The 14,001-nt window shown below is 51.6% G+C and carries 10 protein-coding genes; 4 read left to right on the top strand and 6 right to left on the bottom strand.

Translation table 11 applies throughout. The features are described 5' to 3' along the window. Positions 1-358: 358 nt before the first annotated feature. The 3 genes from ACYVIY_RS17655 to ACYVIY_RS17645 all read left to right on the top strand — a co-directional run bounded on the left by ACYVIY_RS17655 (position 359) and on the right by ACYVIY_RS17645 (position 3,452). On the top strand, positions 359-1,129 hold the full coding sequence (locus ACYVIY_RS17655) for a carboxypeptidase-like regulatory domain-containing protein (protein ID WP_460977706.1): 771 nt from the start codon (positions 359-361) through the stop codon (positions 1,127-1,129). A 357-nt stretch (positions 1,130-1,486) separates the two neighbouring features. Continuing rightward, complete coding sequence (locus ACYVIY_RS17650; RefSeq protein WP_460977705.1) at positions 1,487-2,683, top strand: sensor histidine kinase; 1,197 nt, start codon at positions 1,487-1,489, stop codon at positions 2,681-2,683. Then, complete coding sequence (locus tag ACYVIY_RS17645; RefSeq protein WP_460977703.1) at positions 2,655-3,452, top strand: LytR/AlgR family response regulator transcription factor; 798 nt, start codon at positions 2,655-2,657, stop codon at positions 3,450-3,452. Before ACYVIY_RS17650 ends, ACYVIY_RS17645 begins: the two co-directional genes overlap by 29 nt. Before the next feature lie 160 nt (positions 3,453-3,612). On the opposite strand, the gene ACYVIY_RS17640 is transcribed toward ACYVIY_RS17645, so the two are convergent. From ACYVIY_RS17640 to ACYVIY_RS17615, 6 genes are all read right to left on the bottom strand, one after another. Further along, positions 3,613-4,902 (bottom strand): polysaccharide pyruvyl transferase family protein, encoded by a 1,290-nt coding sequence (locus ACYVIY_RS17640; RefSeq protein WP_460977702.1) that lies wholly within the window; start codon positions 4,900-4,902, stop codon positions 3,613-3,615. 52 nt (positions 4,903-4,954) lie between these two features. Continuing rightward, positions 4,955-6,397, bottom strand: coding sequence for a RagB/SusD family nutrient uptake outer membrane protein (locus ACYVIY_RS17635; RefSeq protein WP_460977701.1), 1,443 nt, complete (start codon positions 6,395-6,397; stop codon positions 4,955-4,957). A 15-nt stretch (positions 6,398-6,412) separates the two neighbouring features. Next, entirely contained in the window at positions 6,413-9,766 is a 3,354-nt protein-coding gene (locus ACYVIY_RS17630; RefSeq protein WP_460977700.1) for a TonB-dependent receptor, read from the bottom strand. 280 nt (positions 9,767-10,046) lie between these two features. Further along, positions 10,047-11,156, bottom strand: coding sequence for a FecR family protein (locus ACYVIY_RS17625; protein ID WP_460977699.1), 1,110 nt, complete (start codon positions 11,154-11,156; stop codon positions 10,047-10,049). A 73-nt stretch (positions 11,157-11,229) separates the two neighbouring features. After that, positions 11,230-11,841 (bottom strand): RNA polymerase sigma factor, encoded by a 612-nt coding sequence (locus ACYVIY_RS17620; protein ID WP_460977698.1) that lies wholly within the window; start codon positions 11,839-11,841, stop codon positions 11,230-11,232. A 163-nt stretch (positions 11,842-12,004) separates the two neighbouring features. Next, on the bottom strand, positions 12,005-12,592 hold the full coding sequence (locus tag ACYVIY_RS17615; RefSeq protein ID WP_460977697.1) for an RNA polymerase sigma-70 factor: 588 nt from the start codon (positions 12,590-12,592) through the stop codon (positions 12,005-12,007). A gap of 346 nt (positions 12,593-12,938) precedes the next feature. Between ACYVIY_RS17615 and ACYVIY_RS17610 the strand changes: the two genes are divergently transcribed. Further along, positions 12,939-13,916, top strand: coding sequence for a FecR family protein (locus ACYVIY_RS17610; RefSeq protein WP_460977696.1), 978 nt, complete (start codon positions 12,939-12,941; stop codon positions 13,914-13,916). The last annotated feature ends 85 nt before the right edge of the window (positions 13,917-14,001 follow it).

The raw sequence follows: 14,001 nt of genomic DNA, 5'->3' as shown, positions 1-14,001 counted from the left end.
AACCGGAACCGTTCGCCACATGAAGCCGCACAGCCCCCGTATTTATCAGGACATCGTCAAAAGCGAAATGCATACTTCAGCCTGTAAACCGTTCGGTTTACAGAACAGTCGATCCACTTCGGATAACCAGCATCCGCCGACCGGCCACTGTTGACTCTATTTACGGCACAACTAGCTGACTTATGGAAAGGCAACCGCAAAAGCTCTCGCAGTTGCACCATCACTGAACGTGTTTTATGGACTACCTGAAATCAGCTTCGGCTGAGGTAGCCACTGCGAATACATTTGAAAACAATGCACAGGGTACTATCCTGATCGAAAAATAACCAACGCATTACGTATCTACCAGCATAGCACTATGAACGCATCATTCAAAAGCTTGACTAACAAGACGTTAATCGCGTTGGCCTTCGCTGGCCTGATCACCAGTAGTGGCTGCAAAAAATCGGGGGAAGAACCCACGCCCGGTAAGCTTACTGCTGGCTATCTGTCAGGCCGGGTTATCGATCCGCAGGGAAAGCCGCTGGCGGGGGCGTCTATCTTTGCCGACAACGCCCAGTTTTACAATGACAACCTGGAGGCCAGTAGTGATGCCGATGGTAACTACCGCATCCAAACTCCCAACGGAAGCTGGCGGGCTACCGCCCAAATTCGTCGGACATATAACGGCAAGCGTTACAAGCTTGATCTGGAAGTAGACAATACGAATGCTTTTTCCGGAGAGGATGGGGCGATACGTAATTTCCAATGGAAACTGTCGGGCGAGAATCCCGATAACCCCGGTTCCTTTTTCGGTGGTTCGGTGGATGTGTCTAACGAGATTGGAAAAGGCCCATACGACCCCGAAAATATTGAGTTTACCTTCACCCCGGTAGGTCCGCTCATTGACGGATCTGCTGGGAAACCGGTGGTGTATCGATATGATACGTACTACGGCCGAATTCCTGATGTGCCAATCGGGCGGTACAAAATCACGGCGGTTTACAAACCCACCGGCACGAAGCTTATGTTGCGGAACCGAGTCGATGGCGTCTATGCCGCCGATGGATCCGTAACGATGGATTTTTACGGAGATGATCCCTACTGGTCATGCACAAACTGCATGTTTCTTGAGTATAAAGAACCCTAGACGTACTGTTTTAGCAACAGAAACGTTCTGCACGGATACAATGCAGACCACTACTTAGTTCACGGCTATTCGACACGCTTTCCAGCGCAATGCCCTGAGATTGTATGGGGGCATAGTCCTTCCGTTACATTGATCCTGGCGGGAAATAAACCGGATTCGTCTTGCCTGGTATTGTCAAATTTCCATTCACCAGAATATGCTCCATTCAGGCGAAGTCGTTACAGACGGGTGGCTTCACAAAACAGCCTCTGCACATTGAAAGGCGTTGATCGATTGTAGGGTACACGGGCGCAAATCCGGATTAACCCGTGGTTGTCCTAATTTTGTTAAGTTTACTTTGTTTGTCAGTCGCCAACCATGAAACGTTTCATCGAACGGCTTTTACACCAGGCCAATTTCCCGATTGATAGTCGGCAATTTTGGCGATACGCGTTTATCTTCTGGGGCATTTTTGCCATTATCTCCTATATCCAGCACATGCTTATCTGGCTGGTCAATGGCCGCCCGACGATGTACATCAGCGACTCACTTCAATGGCTAATTACGTATCTGATGTGGCTGGCGTTTACACCGTTTATGCTCTACACGGCCCAGCGCTTTCCCATCCGTTTTTTGGGCAATAAGGCTGGCTGGGGAAAAGCTGTCGTCATTCACCTGCTGATCGCGTCCGCCTTTGAGTTGCTGATTGCGCTCGTTTCGTATGGCTTACTTTATGAGTTCTATACCTTCGAGATTGGCAAATCACTGAACGCGATTAATATCCTGTTCTGGTTCTTTTACTCCTACACACTTACGGTTGTGACGTACTTGTTGGTGGTAATCGGCTATAGCATCATCTCCTACACGCATCAGTATCAGGCGCTAAAAGAGCAAAACCTGACCTATGAACTCAATAACGAACAGCTGAAAACGCAGCTGGCCAATGCCCAGCTTCAGTCGCTGAAGATGCAACTGAACCCGCATTTTCTGTTTAATACCCACCACGCGATTGTTAGCCTGATGCTGCAAAACGATACCCGAAAAGCAATCGACATGGTTACGGCACTGAGTGATCTGTTGCGGGGGGTGCTGGCACAACAGGCGTCAAATTTCTTGTCGCTACGGGAAGAGCTGACGTTAACTCAACAGTACTTAGCCATCCAGCAGATTCGCTTTCAGGATCGGCTGCGGATCGAGTATGACATTGATCCCGCTACGGAGCGCTGCCCGGTGCCCCAGTTGCTGCTTCAACCCCTGGTCGAGAATGCCATCACACACGGTATTTCAAACATGACGACTGGGGCTCTGATTCGTATTACGTCCCGAAAGCGAGTGGGTGAACTGCAGATCACGGTCTTTGACAATGGCGTTGGGCAACGCAAAAAGGGGAGTAGTGGTAGCGGCCTGGGCCTGAACAATACCCAGTTACGGCTCCACCAAGCCTATGGCGATGCCGCTCACTTTGCGTTTGATCAACCGCCGGGCGGCAGTACCCTGGTTACGTTGACGTTTCCCTGCCAGCCCGGTCTATTAACCTCCTCTACCGATGTCAACCTATCGCTCGCTCATCATTGATGATGAAGTACTGGCCCGGAGCGTCATCCGGACATTCCTGCAAGCCGATCCATCCATTACCGTTGTCGATGAAGCCGCTAATGGAGCCGAAGCGGTCATAAAGATAATCCAACACCGCCCTGACCTTATCTTTTTGGATATTCAGATGCCCGAACTGGACGGTTTCGACGTCTTGAAAGAAATCTGGTCTCATTATCAGCCCTTTGTCGTTTTTACTACTGCCTACGATCAGTATGCGCTGCGCGCGTTTGAAGTAAACGCCATTGATTACCTGCTGAAGCCGTTCAATGAACTGCGCTTTCATCAGGCTCTGGGACGCGTTCAGGAGCGGCTCATGCAACGGACGCAACCTCGTATCGATGCTTTCGTGAACAAGCTACTGGCCGACCAGGCGGCTCAACCCAACGGAGCGTATTTACGTCGGATACTGGTTAAGGAAACGGGGCGTATGTATCTGGTCAATACGGATGATATTAGCTACCTCGATGCCGACGGCAACTACATTACGTTGCACACGGCCAACCGGAGCACCGGAGCGAGACCAGAACGACATACGATCTACGAAAGCCTGACTAGTCTGGAAACCCGCTTAGATCCGGCTGACTTTGTTCGTATTCACCGGTCTCACATTGTTAATCTCAATTACATTGCCGAAGTCGAAACGTATTTTAGCGGGGACTACATGGTCCGGCTCAAAACTGGCGAGCAGCTGAAGTGGACACGCAACTACCGGGACAATCTGAAAGCATTCTACGCTAAAACCATGTAGCCGACCCCTGTTCATCAAGTAACGTAACCGAGTCGTTGCCATCCAACTACGCTAAATCCCCAGTTCAACTGATAGCAGTGAACCGGGGATTTAGCGTAGTTGGGCGGCAGAGGCTAACCCCTTTGCAGCTTCCTAAGATCTCGTCTTGCTGACATCGATTTCAGGCTGACAGCACGTGTTTCTTTAACACGCCCATCGTTTCGCGCTGGCGTTGTTCGACAAATTTGCGGGCTTTGACGGCTTTCGCTTTTGCCGCTTTGGGGTCTTTCGCCATCGCCAGTACCGTCGGCACGTAGCGGGCAATATCCTGTTCGTTGTCCATGTCGAAAAGCCAGTCGCCCAGACCAATATCCCGCCACATAAACCCTTTGCTGGTTTGTTCGAAGAAGCGTCCAACAATGGCCGGAATGCCGTTGCCGATGCACATAATGGGCGAGTGCATCTCAAGGCCGAACAGACCCGCCGAGCGAATGTAGGTGCTCACCGCTTCGTCCGTCAGCCAGTACTTATCCCGCCAGACCACTTTTGGCTTCACATCGTCGGGCAGTTTATCCAGCAGAATTTCCTTGCCCAGTTTCACCTGCGTTTCGTCTTCCGGGCAGATCAGGATTTTCAGGGGTGTCTGGCGGACAACCGCAATGATAGCTTCCCGCAGGGGGGCGTTGTCGTGTTCGCGCATTTCCTTATTTCGGGCGTCCCGTTTTTCATCGAAGGGTGTCTTTTTCGCCGGAATTTCCCAGTACGGTGTAAAGCGGGTGCGTGGAATCACACACATAAATTTGCCTTCTTCCAGCCCATGCGCGTTCAGAAATGCAGTAGCGGCCTGGTCGTTTCGTAAATCCACGCCAAACGCGCCATCGGGACAAAACTCCATGACCGGACTCGTCACCCCGTTCTTTTTTGCAAGCTCCAGAGAAACCGAATCCCGGAAAAGAGCAAAGCGGGCTTTGCTCAGTAACTCCACGTCGATGGGATTGGGAGTCACAACCGCTTTGGGGTCGTTACTATAAACACCCGGAAACGTAATGCCGTAGATGCCGAAGGGTTTGCCCGTTTCTTTATCCCACCGGCTCACGTCATTACGTGCCACCAGCGAAGGGCCGGAGCCATGCAGCAAAAACACACATTCATTCATCGCCAGTGCAATTTCATCGGGTGTTTTGATGATAGGCACTTTGGGAAACCGTCGACGTAGAAGTTCAGCCACGCCATTATCGACACTCGACGGCCATAAGCGCACTTCTACGTCGGGCAGGTATTTTTCCAGCAGAGTTAATACGCCTGGCGTATGTCCAATGTCGCCGATGTTGACCGTCTGCCAGGACGAACGGAGAATGATCGATTTTTTCGCCAGTATCCTGCTTCCAAGGGATTGGGCCAGGGCGGGAATACTCGTAAGAAGGCCAATCAGGGCGGGAGTCTGTTTGAGAAAGTCTCTGCGGTTTGTCATAGTTCTGAATGGGAAACGCTCTGTTTCGTTGGGATGGGTGTTTGATGGATGACTAGTAACCAGGATTTTGTGTGAGGTTGGGATTGGCATCCAGGTCATTCTGCGGAATCGGCATCAGCACGTGAAAGGGTTGAATCGCCGGATTTCGGGCGAAACTGGTCTCTGCTTTTACGGCTTCGAGCAACCGCCCGGTTCGGAGCAGATCGTAGCGACGGTTGTTTTCGAAAACCAGCTCCAGCCGACGCTCCAGCCAGACGGCTTCCTTAAACTGCTGATACGTCAGGTCCGCTAAGGGCGTCAGGCCTGCCCGCGTTCTAACCTTGTTCAAAGCCGCATAAGCTTCTACTGTGGGGGCCTTATTGGCTTCGTTGGTCGCTTCGGCAAACATCAGCAATACGTCGGAGTAGCGCAGGATCGGTTTGCTTGTGCCTTCTCCGCCGGCCACTTTAGAGGTCTTGTCCCACAGTTTCTGAAACGATACGGCCTTGGTGAAATCCGGGTCCGAAATCGACAGATTGGTCGTTACGCCATTGTATGTGTACGATGTCAGGAAAGTAACCGCTTTACGCGTATCCTTATCCGAATACAGATTGTAAAGCTGGGCTGTGGGGCGGGCAATGCCCGAACCCGTGCCGGGATAAATGGGGGCGGAGCGAACTCCGTATCCGCGCCCGTCGCCGTGGCCTTTCACATCAGTCAGGTACTGAATCTCAAAAATGTTCTCTTTGCCACCCCGGGCGGTCAGCGCAAAGGCATCGGCAAAATTGGCATACAGATCGTGTACACCCAGGTCCATTACTTCTTTGGCCTTCGCAGCTGCCTGCGCCCAGTACGGTGAACCGGCCGTGGTGCCCGCCCGTGTCAGATACACTTTCGCCAGAATGCCTTTCGCAGCGCCAAGGGTAGCACGGCCTGATTCACTGGCCGGATAGCTTTTCGGCAACACACTTTCGGCCTCTTTCAAATCGGTTTCGATCAGTTCATATACCTTATCGACGGGTTGTCGGGTAACGCCCAGGCCTTCCAGCGAGGTTGTTTCGGTGGTGACAATGGGCACATCGCCGTACTGACGGACGAGGTTGAAATAATGCAGCGCCCGCAGGAATTTCGCTTCGGCGATGTACCGTTTTTTCAAGGTTTCGTCCATCGCAATAGCCGGTAATCGACCAATCACCGTGTTGGATCGGTTAATGCCGTTGTAAGCCCCTGCGTATTGCGTAACAAAGGTGTTGAAGGGCGTAATGTTATAACGCCACAACAAGGGCCGGTCGGCGGCTCCGGTCAGGAAAGGAATCGCATCGTCGGTCGTTACCAGGTCCAGAAACGGATCGGTGCCCCCAATTTGAGCGTAGCAGGCACCCACGGCAGCTTTCGCATCTTCGGCGGTTTTGTAATACGTAACGTTGGTCAGATTGGTGACGGGCGAGAGGTCCAGTTGCTTTTCGCAGGCCGTCAGAAAAAGTGCTACTACAGGCGCTATGTGTTTAAATTTCATGGCTCCGGGCGAAGGTTAAAATTTCAGGTTTAAGCCAACCAATATCGTTTTGGCGGCCGGGTACGCACCATAATCCAGCCCCTGGCTGAGCGACGAACTACCGTAGCGGTTCACTTCGGGATCGTACCCGGTATATTTCGTGATGGTAAACCAGTTCTGCGCTGTCACGTAGAGTCTGGCTGAGGTCATCGCCAGTCGGGTGAGCAGCGTTTTGGGGATCGTGTAGCCCAGGGAGATATTTTTGAATCGTAGGTACGAGCCATCTTCAACCTGAAAACTTGACAGGACCCGCGAGCCACCAGCGCTGTTGGCCCGGGGAATTTCGTTGCTGGGATTTGTGGGTGTCCAGCGGTCCAGCACGCGGGCCGATTGATTCGTACCGCCCGTCAGGTTCAGCAAATCGAAGCTGCCGTAGTTCAAAATCTGGTTGCCGTAATTGCCCTGAATGAAAATATTCAGATCGAAGCCTTTGTACGAGAAGGTGTTGTTGAACCCACCAAACGACTTTGGATTCGCATTGCCGATAATGTCGCGGTCGCTGTCGTTGATGACGCCATCCCCGTTGAGGTCTTTGTAACGTATGTCGCCCGGTTTGGCGCTGCCTTTTTGGGCCGATGCATCGATTTCAGCCTGATCCTGGAAAATACCGTCCATGACCCGACCGTAGAAATTGCCCAGTGGGCTATCTACTTTTAAGAGAATCGGGTTGATCGACGTAGCGAAAATGACCGCATCCGTACCCGTTGTGAACTGCTGGCGACCGTCGAGGGTCAGGATTTTGTTTCGGTTAACCGTAATGTTGAACTCCGACGACCAGCGAAATCCGCCCCGGTCAATATTGATGGTATTCAGCGAGAGTTCAAAGCCTTTATTCTGAACACTGCCGATATTTTTGAGCGTTGTCGTAAACCCTGACGAGGTTGGAATGCCGACTCTAAAAAGCAGATCGGACGTATTCTTGATGTAATAATCAGCCGTTACCTGAACGCGATTGTTGAACAGCCCAAAATCCACGCCCGCGTCGAACTGGGCATTTTTCTCCCAGCGAAGGTCAGGGTTCGCGACACCCGCTGTGGCCGCGCCCGTATTAAGCATGCCTCCGAGGATGTAGGGAGTGGTACTGATGTTGGCTAAATACTGATAATTCCCAATTTCCTGATTGCCTGATAACCCAAAGCTCAGCCGTAGTTTAGCGTCCGAGATGGCCGTCAGGCTTTTCATCCATTTCTCATTAGCCAGTTTCCAGGCTAGTGCTCCCGACGGGAAAAAGCCGAACTTCTGATTCGGACCAAACCGGCTCGACCCATCGCGCCGACCCGTTACCGTAAACAGAAAGCGGTCGTCGAAGCCATAATTGAGCCGGGCAATGTACGAGATCAGTCGCCAGTCGCTGGACCCGGAGCTAGGCGCTACCAGCGACGAACCAGCGCTGAGGTTGTTGAACTCGGCAAAGTCGTCGGAAAACGTATTGGCGTTGGCTGTAACGGTTTCGGTTGCCAGCCCCTGGATGGTATAGCCCAGCAGAGCATTCACACTGTGACGAGCGGACAGCTGCCGGGTGTAATTCAGCGTATTTTCATTCAGCCAGCCAACCGTCTGCGTAGTACCTACCGAAGCGCTTCCGCCTAAGGTGGCACCGGCTGTGGTCAGGCGGGTAGCGTAGAAATTGGTTTTGTTACTTTGAAGGTCGGCCCCGAAACTAGTTCGGAAATTCAGGCCGTCGATAATGGTGTAATCCAGAAACGAATTGGCCAGTAACCGAATCGTGGTGCTTGTATTGGTGATCTCATTGGCGATCGCTAAGGGGTTATCCACGCCATAGCCATTCAGCGCCCCCGTGTTTTTATAGTAATTGCCATCGGGGTTATAAATCGGAAAATTCGGGGCGTAACTCAGGGCGGCACTGGTTATGCCACCCCCATTGTTGCCGTCTACTTCGGTTCGGGCGTTATTGCCCGTTGTGTAAGCGCCTTGTATCGACAAACCTGCTTTCAGGCGCGATGTCAGGGTATTGTCGAGATTAGCCCGTAGTGTATACCGTTTGAAATTCGAGTTCAGGATAATCCCTTGCTGGTCGTAAGAGCCAAACGAGACCGCGTACCGGGACTTATCCGAACCGCCCGAAGCAGATAACTGATGACTTTGAATGGGGGCCTTCTGGAAAATAACGGATTGCCAGTCAGTTCCCGCCCCCAGGGTGGACGGTAGTGGCTGGTCGGCCGTAGTACCGTCGAAATACGGCTTGGCTCCGCCATTCACCCGCGCTTCGTTTACGAAGTCCGCAAACTGTTGTGCATTCAGTAGAGGAATCATACGACGTACCGACTGAACCCCGTAATATCCATCATAGCTGATGACGGTCTTACCGGCTTTACCCCGTTTAGTCGTTACCAGCACAACCCCATTCGAACCCCGCGACCCGTAAATGGCGGTCGCAGACGCATCTTTCAACACTTCAATACTTTCAATATCGTCGGTATTGATGGAATTCAGGTTGCCCGTTGGAAACCCGTCGATGACGTAGAGCGGATCATTACTGGCATTGACCGAGCCCGACCCCCGAATGCGAATGGTAGCACTACCACCTGGTCGGGCCGAATTGGTAATAACCTGAACGCCGGCCGCCCGACCCTGCATGGCCCGGTCGAGCGAAGGAATTGGCGTAGCTTTGATACTGGCTTCGCCCACTTTGGCCACGGCCCCGGTCAGATCGCTTTTTTTGACGGTGCCATACCCCACTACCACAACCTCGTCCAGGTTCTTATTGTCGGTCTTTAACGTAATGTCGATCCGACTGCGCTTTTCTACCGTTAGCTCCTGCGTCTGAAATCCGACGAAACTGAATACCAGCACCGCCGATTCATCGGGCACGGTAATCTGATAGTTGCCTTCGGTATTGGTCGATGTGCCGCGTTGGGTACCTTTCACCAGTACGCTTACGCCCGGTACGCCTTCGCCTTTCTCGTCGGAAACGGTACCCGTAATCGTCAGGTCGGCCAGGATTTCGGCGGGGTTTACCGGATTCAGAATTGGATTGACACCCTGCTTGTCATTCTTAAAGAGAACGATCTGTTTTCCCGCTACTTCGTAACGAATATGCAAGGGCGTCAATAATTCGTTGAGCGCTTCCCGAAGCGTGGTGAACCGGGAGTCGAGCGTTACTTTTTGATTGACCAGAATCTCCCTGGGGTTGTACACGAAAAGAACCTCAGTTGTGCGCTCCAGCGTGACCAGCGCCTTCTTCAGATTCGTTGTTTCGGTTTTGAGGGAGATGCGCTGGTTGAGAATTTCCTGCCCACGCGCATGATGAGCATAGGTCGCTCCCATGAACAGGATGGTTATCAGCAACTGAATAACCGAGAGTTTCATAAGTTCCTGAAAGGGAGATAAATTTTGGTAGCATTTATCCATGAGATAAGAAGGGTTTGCTCATGGATAGCAGCAACGGGTAATAGATACTGTTTTTTTGTGATTTTTTTAGAAAAAATTTATTATGCTAAGATAAGGTGTTCAAAATCAGTTCGTTTATGCGTTGGTTATAGGTCGCGCCGAAGCTGAGGATCTTAACTAAGTAAGTGATTTACTGCCGCTAGACCCTGCCACGGCGGAGTCGAAGGGACGCGCGTCAGCAGTTTATTCATAACTCACGTTATTTGGTCTCACATCCTTTGCTGTGAATGACAATCTGGCCATCAACCAGTTCATAGGACGATCGGGTGATCTTGCAGATCAGATTCAGCTTGTCGAAAAGCGATTCACCCGTCAGATTGGCGGTCAGGTAACAATTTTCCAGGCTCGACGCATCATACACTATAGGCAATCCATACGTTTTTTCGAGTAAGCTAAACACCTGCGTAATGGGAGCTTCATCAAAGATATAGTCGTTTGCAGGCACTGTCTGCAACGTAATGGGTTGCTTGACCACCGACTTTATCAACCGATTTTCGGTCGTTGAGAACACGACCTGCTGGTTGGGCGTCAGAACGACACCGGCCGATTCATGCTTGCCCGCCTGGGGTTGACGCTCTACGTCGGTACGCATATAGACCGACACACGACCTGAGTGAACCGCTACTTTCGCGTGGCTGGCATCTGTGGTTACCAGGAAGCTGGTTCCCAGAACCTGGGTCGAAATCTGGTCGGTGTATACCCAGAACGGTCGTTTCGGATTTCGTTTGACCGAGAAGAAAGCCCGGCCAGTCAGGTAAACTTCGCGCTTGTTAGCGTCGAACTCCTTTGGATAGCGCAGTTTTCCGTTTGGGTACAAGACAATGCTGCTGCTGTCCTGCAACAGGAACGTTCGGGGCTGGGTGTTTTCGTTACTGATTTCGGCATAATCCTGAGCCAGCGCCGGGCTAATTTCCTTCAGTGAAGCAGATACCTGATGCGGCTGTTGTTCAGTAGCTGATGTTTGTAGGTATACAAAGGCAAAATAACCTATGCCGAGCATGAGCAGTACACTGGCCGCGACGCGGAACGCAGGCCTTTGCCAGAAGGAAAGTACCGCAGCCCGACTATCCTGAACGATGCGGCCAAAAATATCGTCCAGCTCTCCCGGCGATAGGCCCGTATCTTTTTCTTCGAGCGCCAGTAGAAACGCTTTCGCCAATTGTACCTTATCGGCACAGTCCGCATTTTTCGCCAGCCATTCCAGCCAAAACACTTCACTTTGGCTGTTGCGATTGATTACCCAGTCCCGGAACAGCTCGTCCTGAGTCAAGTCGTCAACGCTATAGTCTCGATAATCGGCGTTTTTCATAAGAAAGTAGGGATGCCCCGCTGTAAACAGATGGCGGCTAAGCCGCCGGGATACTCAATATTCGATTTGTTTTTCAGAACGATACGTCGCCCAGCCAGATTGCCAGCAGCAGAGGGCCAACCCAGTTTTCCCGAAAGGTCTTGAAGGCGGCCTGCAACAAATTCGACACCGACTGTGGATTGACACCCATGATCTCGGCGATTTCATCCCGATCCAGATTTTGATAATACCGCAGATAGATGACTTCGCGCTGCCGTTTGGGCAACTGATTCAACGAGTCAGAAATACGCTGGGTCGTTTCGGCCAGACTTTCCTGTTCAATCACCGACCATTCGGGTGAGAACTCCACAAAGGTCAGGTCATTTTCGAGATCAGCGGCCTCATCGTCCCGGTTGATCCGTTGGCGAAATCCCTCTCGTAACACGCGTTTCCGGACCGACCCCAGCAAATACGCCCGCACGCTCTCCGGCGTACTGATCCGTGAACGGCGACTCCAGATTTCGATAAAGACCTCCTGTACACAGTCTTTTACGAAATCCTCATCCCGAATGAATTTATAGCCATAGTTTTGTAGCGTATTGAAATAGCGCTCAATGAGTTTTTTCAAGCCCAGCTCACCACCTCCCTGCAACTGCTGCCAGTAGAGTAAGTCCAGATTAGCCTGAGTTTGTCTGTTCGTTTCCATGGAAAAACGATTTATTGAAAGGTAGGGTGACAAGCTGGCGTCAGCGTGTGCCTGAGCTGGCCTCTACATAAAGATTCGTAAACGCAACACCAATCCGATCAGTCGTTTCTTGGACCGATGGCGGGGTAGTGGAAAGAGTACTGGCAGGAGTAAAAGGCCAATCTCACCACTCCTGAACCAGTAACGCTACCAGCAGCATATAATCCTTTAACTGAATACGTAGCAATCGTAAGGCACGGGATAAATGATATTCCACCGTTTTAGGCGATAAATTCAGGCGTTGAGCAATTTCCTGGTTTGTCAGGAACTGATAGCGGCTGAGCGAAAACACCTCCTGAGCGGTTTGGGGAAGCTGCTCAACGGCCGTACTTAACTGCGTAGTCAGCTCATTGAAGTCACAAATCTCCTCCGTGCTGTAAACCGCTTCGTCCTGCTGATTATACAGCTGGGAATGAACGCGTTGTCGAACGGTTTGTTTATCCAGATAATCGTAGATCTGATTCCGGATGGCGGTGAACAGATACCCACGTAACGAGCTGTGAATCGTCAGGTCTGCGCGTCTGAGCCAGAGGTTCGCGAATAGATCCTGCACCAGTTCTTCGGCGATGGCCCGATCCCGGACGTGGTTATAGGTCACACTATAGATCGACGACCAGAAATGCTGATAAATCTGCGTAAAGGCCGACTCATCTCCCGCTTGGAGTTGAGCAAGCCATGTTGCTTCAGAATTTGGGGAATGACGATCAGCCATAGGGTGGTACGCGGGTTTGTTAAACTAGCGCTTGCAAATAAAGGCTTTACCCCATAAAGGATTTGCCTACCGCTATTCTATTCATGGCTTTTTCACAAAAACATAATATTGGCTTCTGAAGCCTCCTCGTCATCGTCTCTCCACGGTAATTATTCACCGGAGTGCCTCCGATTTACAAATTATCCATAATGGCCTTCTGGGTACCGTAGAGCCCGAAATTTGACTTTTTCTACCGGATAATAGCATCATGTTTAGGATAAATTGAATCGCTGGAAGATTATTTTTCGCCTGAGTTGAGGGAAGTGCCCGGCTGAACCGTCTTATACTATGAACCCTTTCCACAACAATGGACCCAATTGATATTCAACGTCTCATTCAACGATACCGAACTGGAACGGCAACTCCCGAAGAGCGTCAGCAACTAGAGCAGCTATGGCAGGATGCCCTGACCGATCAATCTGCCCTGGAAGACCTGCAAGCGGACGAACAGAACCGACTGGAAGAAAAGATGTATCAGGGCGCTGTTCAACGGATTCAGCAACAGGAACCGGGCGCCTTCCGGCCGGTTATTGCCATCGGCCAGCGACGCTGGTGGTTAGCCGCAGCCGCCAGCGTAACGGGAATCCTGCTGGTTCTGGCCGGTTGGTGGTTTATGAACCGTTTGGGAGGAGCACAGGGGCAGTTGTCCTTTGAGACCCAATACGGTGAAAAAAAGCGAATCGAACTGCCGGAAGGGTCTATTGTCTGGCTTAATGGACATTCCTCATTGCGGTTTGAAACCGACTCGGCTGGTAATCGGCGGGCCTGGCTCACCGGTGAAGCGTTGTTCTCGATTAAGCACACCCCTACGCATCAAAAGTTTGTGGTCCATACGACCCGGCAGCTCAACATCGAGGTGTTGGGGACCGTCTTCAACGTAACCGATCGGCGCGGCAATGTCAGCGTCACGCTCCAGTCCGGATCGGTGCGGGTCGTCGACCAGACGCAGCGCCAGCCCGACGTACTGCTAAAACCCGGCGAGATGGTGGTAGCGAAGAAGCCTGCGTCGGCCACTACGCCAGTATTACAGAAAAGTGTCGTTCAGGCCGAACTGTCAACTGCCTGGAAAGACGGCAGCCTGTACGTCGAAGACAAACCGCTGGGTGAGTTATTCGACTGGATGGAAGATACCTACGGGGTAGACATCCAGTGCAGCGATGAACTGAGGCAGGAAACGTTTGCGGGTTCAGTACGTACTGACTCCCTCGACTCCTTCTTTCTGAAGCTGGAAAAGCTCTACCAGGTGCGGGTCAATCAGTCCGGAAACGTGTATCAGATCAATTAAACAATAGCCGCCTGCACTCCTGCCCCCGCCAAGGTTTTGGTTTGCAGACGGCACAAAACCGAAGTTTCACCTTAAAAGTAGTACC

This window comes from Spirosoma knui, assembly GCF_054780635.1.
Note: the sequence above shows the minus strand (reverse complement) of the source record. Positions and strands in the feature narration are given on the sequence as shown.